Raw genomic sequence first — 20014 nt, forward strand, 5'->3', positions numbered from 1 at the left:
GATAGTGCTTACAGCAGTTCTGTTCAAATAGCATATAATGATGGAGTTGTTATTAATGGAAACACCTTTCTAAACTCGATTTCGAATGTAGCCAATAACTACGATTTGCAACTATTGGATTGTGATAGTGCAAATGCAGTCATTGGAAATTATTTTTACAATGGAAAAACAGATGTAGGCATTCATCAAAGTGGATGCACGGCTACTGCAACTTCACCAGGCATCACGGCAAATAATTTCATTGCAAAAAGTGGTATTACTGCTATTTTATTGGATGGTGTAAATCATCAGAAAATTGTATTTAACAGCATTAATTTAACCGGCACATCTACTACTAATGCAGGAATATTAACAAGCAGTACAAGCTCGGCTAATATTGTGATGAAAAACAACAATATCATATTGGCAGCGGGCAGTGTTTTTAATATTTACAGCGCGTCACACATTAGTGGTAGCAACAGAAATAACCTGAAAACACAAAGTAGTCAATTTGCTTATTGGGGAGCTGCATACAGCAGTTTGGCTAATTTACAAACTGCTACAGCTAAAGATGCTAATTCGATGTCGGTTGATCCCCAGTATGTTTCATCAACCGATTTACATTATACAAATTATGCATTACGAAATGCTGGTGAACCAATCAATGGGATTAGTACAGATATTGATGGTGAAAACAGGAATCCTACTAATCCGGATATTGGAGCTGATGAATTACCACCAGTAACGAATGATGCTGGAATAGTTTCCTTGATTAGTCCATCTGCTGTTGTGTGCGAAGGGAATCATCAAGTGGAAGTAGTGTTGATGAATTATGGTAGCAATAACTTAACAAATGCCACCCTAAATTGGAAAGTGAATAACAGCAGTCAGTCTCCTTACTCCTGGACTGGAAATTTAGCGACAAATCAGCCTGATACTGTTGTTCTTGGAAACTTCTATTTCACTGGAAATACAAATCCAGGCTTAACAATTTGGAGCTCATCCCCAAATGGACAAACGGATGGATTTGTTTTTAATGACACGCTAATTATTAGTAGACAAATCAATAGTCAGCCAACTGCAAATGCGGGTGCTGATGCCGATTTATGTCCTGGTGATTCTGTATTAATAGGACCTAATCCTGTTTCTGGATATAGTTACACATGGATGACTTTATCAAGTACTGTTATTGGAACAAATGCTCAGATTTATGTGATGCCTTCATCAAACTCAACTTATGTGCTGGAAGTTACTGATATAGCCGGTGGATGCTCCAGCACGGATACTCTTGATGTAATTATTCGCTCATTGCCAAGCAGCGGATTCACAGTCAACAACAACAATCAGTGTTTAAACGGAAATGTGTTTAGCTTCACCAATACTTCTTCAGCTGCATCAACATATTTATGGGATTTTGGTGATAATGATACTTCCACAGCAATGTCTCCATCTCATACTTATGTAACAGCCGATACTTTTACAGCTGTTTTAACCGCCATATCTATGTATGGTTGTATCGACACAAGTTCTTTAACTTTAACCGTTCAGCCAAAACCCGGCACATGTATTTCACATTTACTGCATCGATGTTTACATGGCAACTCTTTTTCATTTAAATATTGCGGCACAGGATCGGTATCTAATTTTTGGGATTTTGGTGACAGCACCTATTCAACAGCTTTAAACCCTGCACCAAAAAGCTATCAATATATAGGTAGTTATGATGTAAAACTTGTAACCACCAGTTCAATTGGCTGTCAGGACAGTGTGACTACTACTGCATATGTAAAACCACACCCAAAGTCATCATTTATAATTAATGATTCAGATCAATGTTTAAGTGGAAACAATTTTGTATTCCACAATACTTCAACTGGTTCATCCAGTTTTTTCTGGGATTTTGGTAATAACAATACATCTTTTAATACTCCTACCTCCAATACCTACACACTGGATGGATCTTATTCGGTTAAATTAATCTCAACAACAGTTTATGGTTGCAAGGATAGCGCGACAAAACTGGTACATGTCAGACCACATCCAATTTCAGCCTTTACAAGCAACGACAGCAGCCAATGCCTGAGTGTCAATAACTTTGTTTTTAGCAATACATCAAGCGGCTCAGTGTCATCCTTATGGAGTTTTGGCGATGCTACTTTTTCTGGCATTAATTCTCCTACGCATAGCTATCTGCAGGCAGGAACTTTCCCTGTTAAGCTGGTTTCAAACTCGTCATATGGATGCAAAGACAGTTTAATAAAGGATGTTTATGCCAGACCAGAACCCAGAGCCAGTATATTTTTGAATGATACAGGACAATGTTTTACAGGCAATTTGTTCTACTTTTATGACAACTCCTATATCAGTTCTGGAAGTATCAAGAATTATTTCTGGGATTTGGCTGATGGAAACTTTGCCACAAGCAAGCATAGCAATCATAGCTATTTGAATGAAGGCATATTCACAATTAAACATGTTGTAACGTCAAATTATGGCTGTAAAGATTCAATTTTAAAACCCATTGTTGTTTCTCCAGAACCCATTGCCTCATTCAACATTAATGATGACGAGCAATGTAAAAACAATAACCAATTTATTTTTACAAATACATCCAGCCTTAGTAGCGGTAGTATGGATTATTTATGGGACCTAGGTGATGGTAATCAAAATTCTCAAACAAACAATACGCATAGTTATGGTAGTGCATCAACCTTTGTTGTTAAGCTAGTAGTAACCTCCAACATGCAATGTGTTAACAGTGTTTCGCATAGCATTGGTGTTATTGAAAATCCTGTGGTTTATCTTGGCGAAGACGACAGTTTAATAGATGCAGAAACGATTATTTTAGATGCCGGTTTAGGATTTGATTCTTATTTATGGTCCAATAATGCCACTGGCAGTCAAATAACTGTTGATTCGACTTCCTTCCCTCAAGGAGTAAATACAATTTGGGTTCAGGTAAGCAAAGATGATTGTGAGGGCTATGATTCAATTTTAATAAGCATATTGAGAAGCACTTCGATTTCTGATGAGAAAACTGATTTACTGATGAAGATGTATCCCAATCCAGTGAGTAAAACCTTGTTTATTGTATTAAGGCAAAGCACTGAAAAATTGAATTTTTCACTTGTGGATGTTTACGGAAGAGAAATCAGAAATCTGGATTTTAATACAACAAACGCTATTCAATTGGATGTGAGCAATTTGGCTTCAGGCATTTATTATTTAAACATGACAAATGACAAAATAAAAAGTGTACATAAATTTATCAAATATTAAAAGCTCAAAATAACTGCAAAATTAAAAGCAGCTGCGCAAAAGCGTATTGGCTGGGTATTATGTACTTTTGTATGATCTAAAAAAAGAATGCAATGTTTCATGTCTTCATAATTTACTCAAGTTCTACAAAAAAGTTTTATAAAAGCCGAACCGAAAACCTGAAGAATGCCATAACCAGACACAACAATGGTTTTGAAATACCCACCAAAGAAGGTATTCCGTGGACATTGGTTTGGTCAGCAGAAAAAGAAAGCAATTTGGACGCAATTAAACTTGAGCGTAAGCTCATTAATCTGACAACCAACCGTATTGTGAAGTTTATTTTAGCGCATAAAGAAGGAATTCCTGGAACAATGGCTCTCGATTTAATGGAGAAAATGCAAATTACTAATCCTTAATCAATAATCTTATTCGTTTTTCTGAATAGTATCGCTTCGCCATTCTACTAACTGCTTCATGCGATTTAACACATTGGCTGTTACGCGATTATGGATATACTCCCATATTTTATTCATTCCTTTATATTGACTTTTCCATTTTTCTTTACCATAAAAATCAAAACCGACTATAATATTCAATTGGGTTTTTGCAAGCTCACCTATGGATGGAATCGAAGAATGGACATAGAGGACAAATATCCCGATTGGATATCCACCTGAACATTCGTATAAAATATAGCGGGCATTGTCAAAATCAAAATCATCCGGAATCCTTTTGATACGGATAATATGGAGAAGAAATAAAGGAATTATCTGTAAGCCAAAAAAGCTTTTCATAAATCGGAAAGGATACTTCTTAAAACCAAAAGGCAAAATCTGCAACCTGTCCAGATCATCGCCCATAAAATCGACTTTTGCTATATGGTTTGGCCAACAACTGGAGTCACCATTCCATCTCAATAATTCATTAAATACATGACTCACAGGAGCATCTACACCAATTTTGTGAATGTTTAATACAGAATATCGGTTTGGATCAATGCCTAATCGTTGCATCACACGATGATTGTAATCATCCCTTTCTTCATCAGTATCAAATTTGATTTGGGTAGCTTGCTTAGGTTTTCTTAGCAAAAAATAAACTAAATCAGTAATTACTCCTTTGCTTTTGGAGGGTGGTTTTATTTTATTTATGTGCTTTGAACTATGCAAAAACTTAGTTTATTTTAAACTCATGATATAATTAATCAATAACCATCGATCTTCTTCATCACTGATTTTTTTCTCAAAATTTGGCATTTCGTCTCTTCCAATATAGGATTTATAATAAATAATCCCTGCTTTTTGTACTTTGAATTCTGGACTTGAAAATGATCTCATATTTGAATTTAATGACATTGCCTTAGGACCATCACCTTTTCCACTTGCACCATGACATGATTTGCAAAGCTTGCTATATAATGATTTGCCTATACTCATATCTGTATTTGATTTATATGGATTAGTCATGCTTACATATTTTGAAGGAATATTCCAGCCATCATAAGTAGACTCAACTACTTTCTTAGGAATTATTTCTGTTTCATTCTTGGCAACCACTTCCTTAGCCTTTTTCGTTTCCTGCACTTCTTCCTGACTATTGATTGTAGTTACCTCCTTCCGTGTTTCTTTAGTTGTTTTCTGCTGAACTAGCGATTTTTCATCTGTTGTCTTGGCTGGAGCTTGAACTGTTGTTTTTGCATCAGCTGTTTTATCTGAACCAGTTAACAATCCTTTTTCGCTACCAATTCCGGGTTCTTCAAAATCTTCTTCAAAATCGTTAAACTCTGATAAATTCCCTTCCTCATCATAACCAGATGAAGTCTCTTCTTCTGCCAATAATGCAATTTCATCATCAACTTCTGTAGCATTATCCTCAGACCCACAGCTACTCAAGATTAAAATAGTTGAAGTAATTAGTAGAAAACTTAAGATTACAACTGACATCCGATGTAGTAAACTAATCATAATAAAAATTTAAAAGTGTAGATAAAACTATATTATGCTAAGATACGAAAGTTGAACAAATTACTGGCTTATTGGAATTATTATACCGAATTCAGGTTAATCATTTTCATCCTCAAAAAGCACGAAAACAATTAACTTTGATTCTACTAAAGAAGCACAAAAACATGAAATACTTTATCTTCCTTTCAATTTTCTTAATATTGATCCGATTTTCAGGTTTATCTCAAGCTCCTTCATCATTTTTAGAATACAATGTGTCGGCTGTTCCAAAAATAGTTCTATACGATTCAAACCATACAATAAGCAAAAAGCAAATTGATTTTGGGCAAAATATTATTGGCCTGAATATATATGGTTTACTAACTCATGTTATGGCTTTCAATTATGAGCGGATATCAAAAACAGGTTTGCTTGGAACAAAATTTACCTTTTACAAATTATTGCAGGATACAGGTTATGGTTATTTTATTGACATGAAATATTACCTTAATGGTCAAAAAATTCTAAGTCCATATTGTGGTGGTGGATTCGAATATGCATCCCTGCAATTTCAAGAAAACTATTTTGATGCATTTGGAATAATACTCTTTATTGGTGCAGCTTATCATCCAAAATCATTCATTAATTTTTCGGCAGATTTTGGTCCAGTCTGGGGACAGATAAATAACTATGAATCGATATTTATGTTCCGAATTGGACTAGATGTTGGACTGAGGTTCTAATGTTTGACACATCTGGTAAAGCAGTAAAACCTGTTTCGTTTGTTGATTTTTAAATATCGCCAGGAGGATGATTCCAATGATAGAGTCCTGCTTGTTTTGGTCTTATTCAAGCAGCACTATCAGGTGCAAAAAATCTGATAATTCTATCCATTAAAAATGCTTAACGAATTATTTCCAGTTTAAAACTTTCATGTTTATTTCCACACGTAATTTGAACAACATAAATTCCTGTTTGGAAATCCATGCTAAGATCAATTTCTATTAGATCTGTAAATGGGTCTATATTTTGTGAAAATATTTTTTTACCAACTAAATCAAACATGTCAATTGTACTTGCATTTAGATGAGGCTGACCAAAATCAACAAAGAGCTTTAAGCCATTATTAGGGTTTGGATAAATCTTAATCGAATTGGGTTTTAACTCTTCCAAAGCAGATGGTGGCCAATCATAACAAAGTGAAGTATCCATGCAACCATCATAACTAAGAATTACTGCGAAACTACCCGCTTTAAAAGAATTATACCTTTGAAAAATAGCACCTTTGATATTTTCATGTAAACTGCAGTCATACCACTGATAGAGTGCATCTGGAATTCTTGCCATTAGTTCATTCTTAAAGGTATAAACTGTCAGGTCGAGCTGTGTGAGAGTTAACTGTGTTGTCACAATGCTGTCACAATAAATAAATCCATCAAAAGTATCGATATATGTACCTGGCAAAAACTGAAACTTTCCTTGGAGAAAAGCACTATCACCTTTGCATATAGTCTCATAATTTGTTAATTCAATTTTACTATAGGGAAGTACATTGACGAGCATTTTCAAACTATCATTTCCACAGGAAAATTTGCTAGTATTTAAAATATTGACAGACCAAGGAGCTGTTTGACCCCATTTAACATATAATGAATCACTGTTTTGACCAGAAATAATAGCACCTCCTTCAATATCCCAAACCACATTTGACCAATTAGTTAATTCAGGAATAGCATATAAAACGCCCTTTTCTTTTACACAACTATTACCAGAACCCAGAATTGTTTCAGGTTTTGAAAAAGGAATAACACTGATTTCAAATTCTTCATGGATGGTGTTCGTACTAATAATGCTATCATCTGAAATAGCCTCAATTCTAAAAACATATGGTTCCTCCCTACCCTGTTTACAACTTGTTTTCCAACTAAAAACACTAACTACATCACCACTACCATAAATCGAGTCCATATAAGCAAAGGGAGGCTTAAAGGATGTATCCGATTTACCAAAAACAGAACCAGAGCCTAGCAAGTGAAAATTTATATTGGAATTGACAATGAACTCAATTCCAATGCTATCACCAGCATGTACTTCAAATTTATTTTTTATGGGATTTTTCAAATGCAATCTCCAAGGAGGGCAATCAAGTGATATAATACCTATATCAAATCTTGTGTGACTGATTAACATGTTTTGCCGGTATTCCTTCACATCTATAGTCATGGAGTGATATCCTTCATAAGGGCAATAAATATTAATCAAACGACTAGCCGTATCTATTATTGAATAACTGTTTTTCCCAAATGGTTCATGTGGTGAATAAGCAGATGCAAATTGGATTTCCTTCAATGGCAGCATTATGGATGCAGGTGGATCAGGTTTTTGTTTATAATAACTGGCACCCATCCAAGGTTTTGAAAGGGAATATACAATTGAGTCTCCCTCCTTATCGATTATCTCAATAGGGTATTTACCGGGGAAACTCAAACATGTTAATAATAAGGGATAATTTCTAAGACGTGGAGAGCAATTAAGAATCGGATTAGGAGGAATAAACTGATACAAACTCATTCCTGAAAGTCTTGTTAAATTGGCATAGGGTACTTTGCAGCATCTTTGATAATAAATATGATAACCAAATAATGAAGAGGGTAAGTGGATAGTATCAACATAGCAAGCCTTGCTGATACATAATTTTGGTTTCCACCCTTCTGGAAATAAATCTGAAGGATCAACAAATTCCTCAGAAGAAAGTTTTAAATGTATTGTTGAAGATTTCAAATTGTAAAAAGCATGATAAATCCCAAGGTTGATTGTTGTATCAAATGGAATTGCAGCGATATCACAATCCTTGTACATTTCAACAATAATTTTGTATGTATAGTCAATACCATCCTGATTGATGTATTCATATCGAATATTACCACAAATGAATTCAGTAGCTTTCAAAAATGAAGACTGTAATACAAGAATGAGCAGGATACAAGAAAAAGCAAGTTTTGGTAATCGCATTGTATAATTTTTGATATCTGACTTTAGTCTAACGTTGATGAAAAATGAATATTGTCTTCTGTTAAAAATCACTCTTACAGAACAATAATATTGAAATATTCAACGCTTCATGACATAAATTAAAATTATTACCACCTAGCGAATTACGTCCAGTTTAAAACTTTCCCGTTTATCACCCTGTGTAATTTGTAAAATGTACAATCCATCTTTAAACTGCGAGATGTTATTGATTTCTATTCTTTGTTCAAGAGGATTAATAGGTTGACAAAGCATTTTCTGCCCCATCAAATTATAAATTTCAATATACCCGTCTTCCTGCCTATTTCCTATATCAATGGTTAACTTTTGTCCATTGTTTGGATTCGGATAGATTTTTACCGATCTACTATTTTCATCTGCCACATTATCCCAATTCCAGGGGCAAATTGATGAGTAAACAGCCAGCCCAAACCTGCTTGAACCTATTTTAATGTTGTTTCGATATTCTTCTACCTGAAGAGCCAAAGAATATAAACCTTGATCGGGACAGAACAATTCTATACTATCCTCTGATGAATTATAGCTTGAGAAACTACTTTTGCCAAATGGTTCAGACAGAGAGTAAGATGAAGCATAAGGGATAGTAGCAATAGGAAATCCCAAACTCGGAGGAGGAAAAGGCATTGGATCAGCGTAGCTTCCTCCATCCCATGACTTTACAAATGAAACAACCAATGAATCATTATCTTTATCTACAACAGTTCGAGAGAATTTTGAAGAATCGTTAACACAGCAGAAAATCAATCCAGGTTTAGCAATGGATGGAGAATTATTGATGATACTATCCGATTGAATAAATTGATATAATGTCATACCAGAGTTCTCAACTAAATTAGTAAAGTTCGTTCGACAGCATCGCTGATAATAAAGGTGATAGCCGAATTTTGATTTTTTAAGCCAAAAAGTATCGATATATATTCCTTTGATAAGACATACATTCGGTTTATAAGGCCAGGAAGTAAGACTATCTGTTTCCACTTTATCTTCTTGCAGTAGATACATACTTAGAATTTGAATCCTTTTATTAGAATCTCCTTCATAAACTCCTAATTGGATTACTTGATCGAATGGTGTAATTGAGTTATAACAATCCCTGAATAATTCAACCTTTACTTTGCATTGTATCATTGAATCATTTGTACTAAGTGTTTCATAACTAAGATTTCCAAAAACAATATGAGTTGCCTGAACATCTTTAGCAGGAAGAATTAGCGTTAGAATTAAAAAAGAAAAAGCAAGTTTTTGTACTTTCATTATCTGATATTAATTTATGAAGTAATATTTACAGTATGATTATCTGATTTCAAATTTACCACTATAATTTATTTCTTCACTTCTGTACAACAACATATACATTCCTGCTGTTAAACCAGATACATTTTGAATCGCAATTATTTGTTCTAGCGATGTGTTTTTCTGTGCTAATCTTTTTCGCCCCATCAAGTCATAAATTTCAACAATTCCAAGCTCGTTAGGTATATTCCCTAAATCAACAATAAGCTTAGAACCATTGCTGGGATTGGGATAGGTTTTTATTTTTTCTGACTTTAAATCCTCAAGTCCAGTATGAGGCCATGCAAAACATGCTGAAGTATCTGTACATCCAAAGTAACTAACGATAACTGCATAAATACCCGTATGCGTAGGAGAATACCACTGATTATTTGCACCTATAATAGGAAATCCAGAAGGACAAGAATACCATTGATATTCAGCATCATCTAAATTCGCTTTAAAATAGCTTTTATGTTTAATGACCGAAACATCCAATTGCTTAAGGGCCAAATGCGTGGTAACAATACTATCACAACAAAACAAACCATCAAAGGTGTCAACATATATTCCTATCTGGTTTTGCCATTTACCCTGAAGAAAAATAGGGACTCCTTTACACATGGTATCATAAACTATGACAGCTGTTTTTGAATAAGGAGTAATATTGACATCCATGCTGATACTATCATTCCCACAGCCAAACGGGCTATTCACATATGCTTTTACACGCCAAGGACTTATGGTATCCCACAAAACTGTAAGTAAATCTGAGTTTAATCCTTCTAAAGCTTTTCCACCAGTAATTTCCCAATGAGTAATATAGGATTGCTTATTGTTGTGGATGCTATAAACTGCTCCTCTTGATTTAATACAGCTTAGATTAGAACCATCAATGCGAGCTGGTTTTGAAAAAGGAAGGACTTTAATTTCAATGCTATGAATAATGGATTGAATGAACGTATCTTCCGATATCGCCTCAACTTGAAAAACATAAGGATCTTCTCTAGCCTGATCGCAATTGGTTTTCCAACTGAAAATAGATTCAAGAGTATCCCTTCCATAAACGCTGTCCATTTTAGCAAAAGGAGCTTTAAATCCCGAATTCGAATCACCAAATATTTCACCTTTCCTTTTCACTTTATACTTACCAGCTGAATAAAACTGAAACGGTATTTCCAGACTTTCACCAGCATAAATTTCAAACTTATTCCATATTGGATTGAGCATTTGTAACATATTTGGATCACATAAAACGGAAACAATGCCCACATCGAAACGGCTTTGGCTAATCATAACTCCATTTCTGTATTCCTTCATATCAATAGCAATACAATAATATCCGGGATTGGGACAATAAATGCTCACATCTCCCTGATCTGCATGCATAGTTGCATAACTATTGGCTCCAAATGGAGCATTTAACGTATAGGGAGATCTGTAATTCGCTTTTTGTAAAGGCAGAAACAATAGACCAGAGGGAGTTGGTATTGGATCAACTGCTGTTCCACCAGCTGTTGGCGTAGCCACTTTAAGCACAATGGAGTCACCATCAATATCATCAATTCCTAGATTAAACCGATTTGGAAATTTAGCGCAACTATAAACTATTTGATGATTTGCATTAAAGGGTGCATTATTAATAATATTAGTTGGTGGAATAAACTGGTACAAAGTCATGCCTTGATCATCTAGTAAATTCGTGAACAATAATTTGCAACATCGTATGTGTGTTAGGTGAAAACCTGTATTTGAGATAGGAAGAGCAAGCTTAGCACTATAAATTCCCTGTCTTAAGCAAACTGGAGGAATCCAACCGCCATTAATAAGTTCAGTAGGATCAATAACTTCTTCTGACACAAGATTCATATTTAATATAGAATATCTTGACCTATACGTATCATTATTGTATACTCCTACTTGTATGCTGGCATCGAAAGGAGTTGTTGAAGCATCACAATCACGGTACATATTTATCGTAATCTTATACAAAACAAGACTATCATGTACTCCAACATATTCGTAGCTAATATTACCACTGATAAGATGAGTTGAAAATGAGTTAAAGGATTGAAGACAAAGTGCGATTATGAGTAAAGAAAAAGCCAGTTTTTTAAACCACATAGTTTTAATTTAAGATTAGAAGATTCTATAAAACTACAAAAGATTAGCTTCATAGGAAGTGAGATTTACTCAGTAGATCGATTGAGCTAGTAATTCAATACTACCTATTATCAATGATGTGAATTTATAAATTCGTCTATAATAGGAATATAATATTATCGAATCTGAATATCCACTATTGTAGCTATGATGTAAAAATTGCAACAGATTTCACAGATTTGTTGTCAGGAAGCTAGTGAAATCTCTGCGAATCTGTGGCCTAAATATGAATGGTAATACAATAAATATGTCTGTGGTATAATAAAGGATATACGTTTATCGAATTCTAAAAAAGACTTTCACTTTCCCGAGAACGATATTTCCCTAATTTTGCAGTCCAAATAAAAATAGAATGATTTTACTGGAAGAAGCATATAAGATAGTAATGGATTCGGTGGAGTTGATGAAGACAGAAAAAATCAATTTTACTAATTCATTGGGACTGATTTTAGCAAACGATATTTTCTCAGATATTGATATGCCACCATTCGATAAATCAGCCATGGATGGCTATGCCTGTAAAATGACCGACATCAATCAGGAATTAGAAGTTATTGAAGTTATTCCTGCAGGCAAAAGTCCAAAAAAGGAAATTAAACAGGGTGAGTGTGCACAAATAATGACAGGTGCTATGATCCCAAATGGAGCTGACTGCGTTTTAATGGTTGAGCATACGGAGAAAACGGCTGATAATAGAATTAAATACCTGAAAGAAAAAACGAAAGACAATATCTGCTACAAAGCAGAAGATGTTCAAACAGGGCAAAAAGTAATCGAAAAAGGAACTCTTATCAAACCACAGCATATTGCTATTCTGGCATCCGTAGGAGCAACTGAAATAGAGGTGTATCAAAAACCAAAAGTTGGTGTCATTTCAACAGGCGATGAGATTGTAGAGCCACATGTAAAACCCGGTCCTTCCAAAATTCGTAATAGTAATGGCTATCAATTGTTTAGTCAAATTGAAAGATGTAATGCCATTGCAAATTATGTTGGTATTGCTTCTGATAACGAAGAAGATACCTATCATGTTATTATGAAAGCAATGGAAGAAAATGATGTCATTTTACTTTCTGGTGGAGTTTCCATGGGTGAATTTGATTTTGTTCCTTACATCATGCAGAAAGCAGGTATTGATATTAAATTTCAAAAAATAGCGGTTCAGCCCGGCAAGCCTACAACTTTTGGAATAAAAGAATCTAAGCGAATTTTTGGTTTACCTGGTAATCCTGTTTCATCATACATCCAGTTTGAATTGCTGGTAAGACCTTTATTAGCTGAAATGATGGGGCATACTTTCAATCCCCTTCAAATATCCATGGAAATGGGAATTGATCATTCACGAAAAAGAAGTGAAAGAATGTCGTGGTACCCCATTACGATAGCCGACAACGGAACTGTTATTCCTGCATCATATCACGGATCTGCTCACATTCATGGCTTGGAAAGTGCTGATGGAATAAGCTTCTTCCCTATCGGAAAAGCTGAAATTAAGAAAGGAGAAAAAGTGCATGTTCGACTCATATAACAGAAGAATAAATTATTTACGCATTTCGGTTACAGATCGTTGCAACCTGAGGTGCACCTATTGCATGCCCGAAGAAGGTGTCAAATTGCTCAACCATAAAGAGATTCTAACATTTGAAGAAATTTATGAAATTGCAAAAACTGCCGTTGATTTTGGGATTGATAAAATCCGACTGACTGGAGGAGAACCATTGGTGAGAAAGGGAATACTTCTTTTGGTTAAGCAAATAGCATCAATTAAGGGATTGAAGGACTTTGGAATGACCACCAATGGCATTTTTCTAGAAAGCTATGCGAAAGAGTTAAAAGAAGCTGGCTTACATCGGATCAATATTAGTCTAGACACATTGAATGCTGAAAAGTTTAAATCCATTACAAGAGGTGGAGATATTGAAGCCGTGTTTAAAGGAATCAAAGCAGCAAAGCAAGTAGGTTTATCCCCTATCAAAATCAATTGTGTGGTTCAAAACTCATCTTCAGAACAAGATGCAAAAGAGGTGAAAGCATTTTGTGAAGAAAATGGACTACAAATCCGATTTATTAAGCTGATGAACCTTAAAGAAGGTACCTTCAGCATAGTAGAACATGGCGAAGGAGGAAATTGCGCTTCTTGCAACAGATTGAGGCTTACAGCAAATGGGATGATTAAACCTTGCCTGTTTTCTGAGCTGGAGTATAATATCCGAGAATTAGGGATTGATAAAACCTTCGAATTGGCTGTAGGCAACAAACCTGCTTGTGGAACAACCAACAGAACAAATCAATTTAGCAATATAGGGGGGTAGATTAACGGTGATGAGAACTTTTAACTTTCCAACTTTTAACTTTTAACCATGATAAATAAACTCAGCCACACAGACGAGCAAGGCAAAGCCAATATGGTAGATGTCAGTCATAAAAAAGATCAAATTCGAATTGCAAAGGCAAAAGGATTTATTACACTTTGCCATGAAGCGTTGAAATTGATTAAAGAGAATAATATCAAAAAAGGTGATGTGCTCACTATTGCTGAAATTGCTGGCATTCAGGGAGCAAAGAAAACCAGTGAACTGATCCCCTTATGTCACCCCATTCAGTTAACGAAAGTTGAAGTAAAAGCTGACTTAAAGGACAATGGAGTAGAAATAAGCAGCATGGCAAAATGCATCGGGCAAACAGGTGTTGAAATGGAAGCATTGAATGCTGTAAGCGTTGCCTTGTTGACGATTTACGATATGTGCAAAGCCGTTGATAAAAATATGATAATCAGCGATATTCACTTAATTGAAAAACAAAAACAAGATATCACGATCTAAAATAGTTCGATGAGAATTCAATAAAATTCAGTATATTGTGTTATCAATAAATGGTATTACAAGAATTAAATTAAAAGCATGACAAAACATTTCGTTAAAATATTAACAGCATTACTCGTACTAACGTTTTCATTTACTATAAATCTACATAGTCAAACCACAAAAACAGGTGTGCTGACAATGCATGACTCAATTCAAATGTTATCGGTAAATGGCTTGATTACCTCCGTTTATGATTTGATATCAGGCCCTGCTGGCCCCAGAAACTGGGAAAAACTCCGAGCATTTTGCCTTCCTTCTGCCACATTTATTTCCATTAAAATCAGACCTGATGGGGCGGAAGAATACTTTAATGGAACAATGGACGACTATATTGAAATGATAAGTCCAGTGCTTGAAAATACTGATTATTATGAAAATGAAATCGAGCGTAGTGTGCAATCATCCGATAATATTGCAAATGTTTTTAGTACCTACGAATCGTTTTTATACGAAAAAGAAGCCACCATCAATCAAAGAGGTGTAAATAGTTTTCAAATGATCTTTTTAAATAAAAGATGGTGGATAGCAAATATTCTATGGAAAAACGAGCCCATGGAAATGCGTTTCCCCTATGGAAATGAATAAGTACAGCTATCTTTTATTGCCTCTCTTTTCTTAATATTGCATGAAATATAATAGCTATTTACATGACTACATTTAAAGTTGTATCAGTCAACATATCCAAAGAAAAAGGAACCATTAAAAAACCAGTTGAATTCATTCAATTGGATAAAAATGGATGTGAAGGAGATGCACATTCTGGCCCTTGGCACCGACAAGTAAGTTTATTGGGAACCAATAGTTTCGATAAGTTTTCAAAACAAGCAAATCGATCTTTTAAATATGGTGATTTTGCTGAGAATATTACTACCGAGGGCATTGAGCTTTATAAAACAAAACCACTTGACCGATTTATATCTAACGATATTGTTTTAGAAGTGACTCAAATTGGTAAAAAATGTCATGGTGATGGATGCGCTATTTTTAAGGAAGTAGGAAATTGCGTAATGCCTAAAGAAGGAATTTTTTGTCGGGTAATACAGGGCGGTGAATTAGTGGCAGGACACGAGTTTGAATATAATCCCAAGGTATTTAGAGTGTTAATCATTACCCTTAGCGACCGTGCTTCCGAAGGGGTTTATACCGATAGAAGTGGTCCTCGAGTTAAAAAATTAATTGAAGAGCATTTCAATAAAATTGAAAGGCAATTCAAAATCGATTCTATTGTTATTCCCGATCATGCGAAATCGCTTGAAATTCTGGCACAAACAGCTAAAAACGATAAAGCAGATTTAATTATCACAACAGGTGGAACAGGTATCGGACCCAAAGATATTACAGTGGAAACCCTGCAACCCATGTTGGATAAAGAAATACCTGGTATCATGGAAATGATACGCATGAAATATGGTGCTGAAAAACCCAATGCCCTCCTCAGTCGTGGAATTGCTGGCGTAATGGGACAAACTCTTGTTTACACACTTCCCGGCAGTGTTAAAGCTGTGAATGAATATATGGAAGAGATTTGTAAAACATTGGAACATTTATATTATATGCTTCATGGATTGGATGCGCATTAGGAAGTGCCTGTAGTACGTTAAAGTTAAGAGTACTTAAAGTTTTATTTATCCAATTTTAGGCACTCTAGCACATTCTAGGCACTCATAACTTAATTAAATGAAAACCCGAGACAAAGCCATAACTCTACTTAAGAAATACATCAAAATGCCAAACATGATTAACCACAGTCTGGCATCTGAAGTGGTGATGAAAGCACTTGCAAGACATTTGAATCAAGATGAACATGTGTGGGGACTTGCTGGATTGCTGCACGATCTGGATGTTGAAATTACCAATGCTAACCCTAAAATTCACGGAATAAAAACAGCTGAAATATTGATGCAAGAAGGTTATGATCCGGACATGATTGAGGCCATCAAAATGCATAATGAAGATGCAACAGGACTAGAAAGAACCACACTCTTCCAGCATGCCTTGGCTGCAGCAGAAACAATAACCGGATTAGTAGTAGCCACAACGCTGGTGTATCCCGATAAAAAACTAGCCAGTGTAAAGCCAAAGTCGGTGGTGAAACGAATGAAAGAAAAAGCCTTTGCAGCATCAGTCAGGCGAGATCATATTCTGGAGTGTGAAAAAATTGGAATTCCTTTGCCCGAATTTGCAGTATTGGCAGTTGATGCTATGAAAGAAATTGCTGAAGAAATTGGATTGTGATTAGCATTAATCGTGGGATTTCCTCTTTTGTTATCCGAATCCTGTAACCTGCCCTGCAAAGATTTGATTAGCTTGAAACAGATGAGGAATCTAAAAAAGCTCAGTATTATTTTTTAATTTTGAATTTTATTTCATGAAAATCATCATCCGAAAAGCAAACAAAGCAGACCTCCCTGAGGTTTTGAATCTTATCAAGGAACTTGCTCTGTACGAAAAAGCGCCTGATGAAGTTACAATTACAATCGAAGAACTTGAAAAAGATGGTTTTGGTGATCAGCCCATGTATGAAGTTATTCTGGCAGAATCAGATGAGGAAGAAATTATTGGAATGTCATTCTATTATTATACCTACTCTACATGGAAAGGAAAATGCTTATACCTCGAGGACATAATTGTCAAAGAAGAATTCCGAGGAAAAGGAATCGGAAAACAGCTATTTGATGCTACTGTTTTAAAAGCCAAAGAGGTTAAAGCCAAACGCATGATGTGGCAAGTGCTTGATTGGAACACGCCTGCTATTGAGTTCTACAAACAAAAATACAAAGCTGAAATAAGCAGCGAATGGCTAAATGGTAGATTGACGGAAGAGCAAATACAACATTTTACGGCAAATTAAATTTGTAGATCCTAGCAATAATAATTAAGTTTACATAGTATTCTCTCTATGGAAAACTGGACTACTGTCATATCTTTTACCTATCCACATGAAGCTCATGTTGCCAATAGCAAACTGGTATCAGAAGGCTTAGAAACACGAATTACAGATGAACTAACCGTTCAGGTTTATAATTTTTATTCGAATGCAATTGGCGGTGTTAAAATTCAGGTTAAAGAAAAGGATGTTGAAGAAGCATTAAGACTGCTAAAGGAAGGAGGTTTCATTCAAGAAACTGAAGCTATCAAAAGTGAATTCTTGCTTTCCATTGATAGCAAAACAGCAAATATCCCATTTCTTGGAAAAGTTTTGATCGAAATAAGAATTGCGATTCTTGTTTTAATTGCAGTAATCATTTTAATTATCCCAATCATCATATTTACACTTCCAAATAAGTCAGAGCGATTAACCTCAACAACTTGGTATATTGATGAAATGAGTCTATTAACTAATGATACTTCTTCATCTGCGTTTAAAAATGCATTTGTTGCCAGCGTAAATTCATATGACAGAATTTCATTCAGAAACAATGGATGGGTTTTCCTACCTGGTTTTAACTATACGGATGTATATGCATCATGGAGTATCAAACACAATACGTTAACCATATCTTCCTGTTATCTTAATACAAATGAAAGAGATAGTATAATTGACAAGTATAACAAAGAGTTTAATGCGATGTATGCTGGAACCTATAAACTTAAATTCAAAAGCCACAGTTTACGATTAGAATCTGATAAACTACACATCCAAGCATATGATTATTATTACAGATGGTAAAAAAAACTGAAATAACAAATTGCCCTAATTGTAATTCAGAAAACATCATCCTCAAAAAAAAAGCAGGATATGCGGTCATGCTATCAATCGTTGTTATGGGAATTCCCTTTCCTTTTATGAAGAAAAGGTATTTCTGTTTCGATTGTGCACATGAATGGAAAATTGAGGACCAATCCTAAAATAACATGCACGCTGGCTTTTTGAACACCTCCCTTAACAGAATCTCTTTTCCTTGACACAACATAATATGATGCTCCTCGTTAGTTCAATACATGAAAATCTTCACTACAATATCTATTTTCATCCTGTTACTTATTTCCTGTCGGCAGGACAATGATGCCCAGATAGAATTTGATATAACAGCAGAATCCACAGAGGAATATCGGGTTTTAAGCTATAGCTACGATTCCATGACCATCCCATCCTTTTTCAGGGAGCTTGTGGCAAACCACTTAACAGACTGTTTACAAATTGATAGTGATGTATTTAATAATTTCTGTGTGTATCACGATTTAAACAATAAAGATTCTTCAATCAAGTCTATATTTTTTACTTTTCAAATACTCCATTCCTTATTCACCAGTCAATATGCTTCTGATTGCTCAAAAGGTTCCATAGTGAATATGCCCTATTATTGGCATTGGATTTCACCCAATCCAAGACATGAAATTTACTTTGTAGAAAGTAACAAATTACTTGTTGATACAAAGCCTCCAAAAGAATTTTCCAATTATAATTCCTATGCAGATATCGACCGCACACCCTATTTGTTTTTGAGTGATTTGATGGCTGATGAACCTAAATATTATTCAATTCAATGCGACACATTTTCGACATTTGGCTGGTGTAGCGAAAGAGAAATGGCATTTGTAAGCCTGTTATCACTCTTAGGTTTTGAGGGGAAAGTAATTGCTGAAAACAACCACAGCTGGTCGGAATTTATTGTCCCCCTAACCAGTTTGCAAAAAGAAAGTATTCATTTCAAAGTAAAAGTAGATAATACCTTTGATGGTATTGTATGGGAAGGAATTGACTCAATTGATTTAGTTGCCTGGAAAAATTACAAGGCTATTAATAAACAAGCCAATTGGTATAATCAGAAAGCAAACGATGAATTGGAAATAATGAAAATCAAAAATCATCTCGTTTCATCAAAAGCTATGGAGAGAATTGATAATAAACTTGCTGCATATTATACAGTTTGCATCAATGAAAATGAGTAAATAGCTGCCAGCAATACCTTTGATCATATGCTAAAAAACCACCCTGATTCCTATACCACCGGGATAGGCATTTACATAGCATTTAACATCGCTAATATCCGAGCTCATTTCATCACTATTTAAATAATTCTGGCAATATTTTTCATAATTCCTTTTGGCCAGAGTGGGTTGTGTCCATATCTGTGTTTCTGTAATAACTGTGTTCAAGGCAAAATTCCCCAGTCCGGCCCAAATACTACGTTTAAAACCCAGCCAGGTTATCAATCCTCCTCCCAAATTAACAGCACCCGTAAGTGCGTGATTTTGCCAGTTTCGTGCTTCCTTCTCACGTTTTGCCCATTCCACTAACAATTCTTCAGCAATATCTAATTTGAGCAGTTTTTCATCGGCTGTCATCTCAGGCATAGAATTAAAATCTGCGGTCTCATTTCTGGGATCTAAAGGGGAGATAAACTGACCAGCGGCACCCAACAAAGTGGTTGCAGCACCCAAAAGCATATCCTGTTGCAAACTTTTATCATCGCTAATAAAATATACTGTAGTTTGTCCGATAGTAGCCACACCATAAGTCGTAAACCAACCGTACCA

The 20014-nt window shown here is 35.1% G+C and carries 18 protein-coding genes; 12 read left to right on the forward strand and 6 right to left on the reverse strand.

The genetic code is table 11. The annotated features are described in order from the left end of the window. Nucleotides 1–3258, forward strand: a 3258-nt coding sequence (locus HOG71_17470) for a PKD domain-containing protein (protein ID MBT5992639.1), incomplete at its 5' end; no start/stop codon positions are given. Between the two features lie 92 nt (nucleotides 3259–3350). Next, nucleotides 3351–3656, forward strand: a complete 306-nt coding sequence (locus HOG71_17475) for a GIY-YIG nuclease family protein (GenBank protein MBT5992640.1) — start codon at nucleotides 3351–3353, stop codon at nucleotides 3654–3656. A gap of 9 nt (nucleotides 3657–3665) precedes the next feature. Here the strand turns inward: HOG71_17475 and HOG71_17480 are convergent, their stop codons facing one another. Together HOG71_17480 and HOG71_17485 are read right to left on the reverse strand one after the other, a co-directional pair. Further along, complete coding sequence (locus tag HOG71_17480; GenBank protein MBT5992641.1) at nucleotides 3666–4409, reverse strand: hypothetical protein; 744 nt, start codon at nucleotides 4407–4409, stop codon at nucleotides 3666–3668. 9 nt (nucleotides 4410–4418) lie between these two features. Continuing rightward, a complete protein-coding gene (locus HOG71_17485) occupies nucleotides 4419–5204 on the reverse strand; it encodes a cytochrome c (protein MBT5992642.1) in 786 nt (261 codons plus the stop codon). Between the two features lie 164 nt (nucleotides 5205–5368). On the opposite strand from HOG71_17485, the gene HOG71_17490 reads away from it, so the two are divergent. Then, the gene (locus HOG71_17490; GenBank protein ID MBT5992643.1) at nucleotides 5369–5926 is read left to right on the forward strand and encodes a hypothetical protein; all 558 of its coding nucleotides are present in this window, start codon (nucleotides 5369–5371) and stop codon (nucleotides 5924–5926) included. A 160-nt stretch (nucleotides 5927–6086) separates the two neighbouring features. On the opposite strand, the gene HOG71_17495 is transcribed toward HOG71_17490, so the two are convergent. The 3 genes from HOG71_17495 to HOG71_17505 form a co-directional block, all read right to left on the reverse strand. Then, nucleotides 6087–8195 carry a T9SS type A sorting domain-containing protein gene (locus HOG71_17495; protein ID MBT5992644.1) on the reverse strand — a complete coding sequence of 703 codons (2109 nt, stop codon included), beginning with the start codon at nucleotides 8193–8195 and terminating at the stop codon, nucleotides 6087–6089. 135 nt (nucleotides 8196–8330) lie between these two features. Further along, nucleotides 8331–9488 carry a T9SS type A sorting domain-containing protein gene (locus tag HOG71_17500; protein MBT5992645.1) on the reverse strand — a complete coding sequence of 386 codons (1158 nt, stop codon included), beginning with the start codon at nucleotides 9486–9488 and terminating at the stop codon, nucleotides 8331–8333. Between the two features lie 39 nt (nucleotides 9489–9527). Next, on the reverse strand, nucleotides 9528–11630 hold the full coding sequence (locus HOG71_17505; GenBank protein ID MBT5992646.1) for a T9SS type A sorting domain-containing protein: 2103 nt from the start codon (nucleotides 11628–11630) through the stop codon (nucleotides 9528–9530). 391 nt (nucleotides 11631–12021) lie between these two features. Here HOG71_17505 and HOG71_17510 point away from each other — a divergent pair, with 391 nt between their 5' ends. The 9 genes from HOG71_17510 to HOG71_17550 all read left to right on the forward strand — a co-directional run bounded on the left by HOG71_17510 (nucleotide 12022) and on the right by HOG71_17550 (nucleotide 19426). Continuing rightward, nucleotides 12022–13197, forward strand: a complete 1176-nt coding sequence (locus tag HOG71_17510) for a molybdopterin molybdotransferase MoeA (protein ID MBT5992647.1) — start codon at nucleotides 12022–12024, stop codon at nucleotides 13195–13197. Then, nucleotides 13181–13981: a GTP 3',8-cyclase MoaA gene (locus HOG71_17515; GenBank protein MBT5992648.1), complete on the forward strand. Its 801-nt coding sequence runs from the start codon at nucleotides 13181–13183 to the stop codon at nucleotides 13979–13981. The genes HOG71_17510 and HOG71_17515 overlap by 17 nt, the downstream gene beginning before the upstream one ends. A gap of 48 nt (nucleotides 13982–14029) precedes the next feature. Then, entirely contained in the window at nucleotides 14030–14491 is a 462-nt protein-coding gene (moaC, locus tag HOG71_17520; protein MBT5992649.1) for a cyclic pyranopterin monophosphate synthase MoaC, read from the forward strand. A 78-nt stretch (nucleotides 14492–14569) separates the two neighbouring features. Then, on the forward strand, nucleotides 14570–15118 hold the full coding sequence (locus HOG71_17525; GenBank protein ID MBT5992650.1) for a hypothetical protein: 549 nt from the start codon (nucleotides 14570–14572) through the stop codon (nucleotides 15116–15118). A gap of 62 nt (nucleotides 15119–15180) precedes the next feature. Beyond that, the gene (locus tag HOG71_17530; GenBank protein MBT5992651.1) at nucleotides 15181–16113 is read left to right on the forward strand and encodes a molybdenum cofactor synthesis protein; all 933 of its coding nucleotides are present in this window, start codon (nucleotides 15181–15183) and stop codon (nucleotides 16111–16113) included. A gap of 97 nt (nucleotides 16114–16210) precedes the next feature. Continuing rightward, the gene (locus HOG71_17535; GenBank protein ID MBT5992652.1) at nucleotides 16211–16768 is read left to right on the forward strand and encodes an HDIG domain-containing protein; all 558 of its coding nucleotides are present in this window, start codon (nucleotides 16211–16213) and stop codon (nucleotides 16766–16768) included. A 133-nt stretch (nucleotides 16769–16901) separates the two neighbouring features. Then, nucleotides 16902–17384 (forward strand): GNAT family N-acetyltransferase, encoded by a 483-nt coding sequence (locus HOG71_17540; GenBank protein ID MBT5992653.1) that lies wholly within the window; start codon nucleotides 16902–16904, stop codon nucleotides 17382–17384. Nucleotides 17385–17432: 48 nt separating this feature from the next. Continuing rightward, a complete protein-coding gene (locus HOG71_17545; protein ID MBT5992654.1) occupies nucleotides 17433–18203 on the forward strand; it encodes a DUF2007 domain-containing protein in 771 nt (256 codons plus the stop codon). Between the two features lie 272 nt (nucleotides 18204–18475). Then, entirely contained in the window at nucleotides 18476–19426 is a 951-nt protein-coding gene (locus HOG71_17550) for a hypothetical protein (protein MBT5992655.1), read from the forward strand. 30 nt (nucleotides 19427–19456) lie between these two features. Here the strand turns inward: HOG71_17550 and HOG71_17555 are convergent. Further along, the coding region (locus HOG71_17555; GenBank protein MBT5992656.1) for a hypothetical protein at nucleotides 19457–20014 on the reverse strand (558 nt) is incomplete at its 5' end.

Source organism: Bacteroidota bacterium (genome assembly GCA_018698135.1).
Taxonomy (GTDB): Bacteria; Bacteroidota; Bacteroidia; order CAILMK01; family JAAYUY01; genus JABINZ01.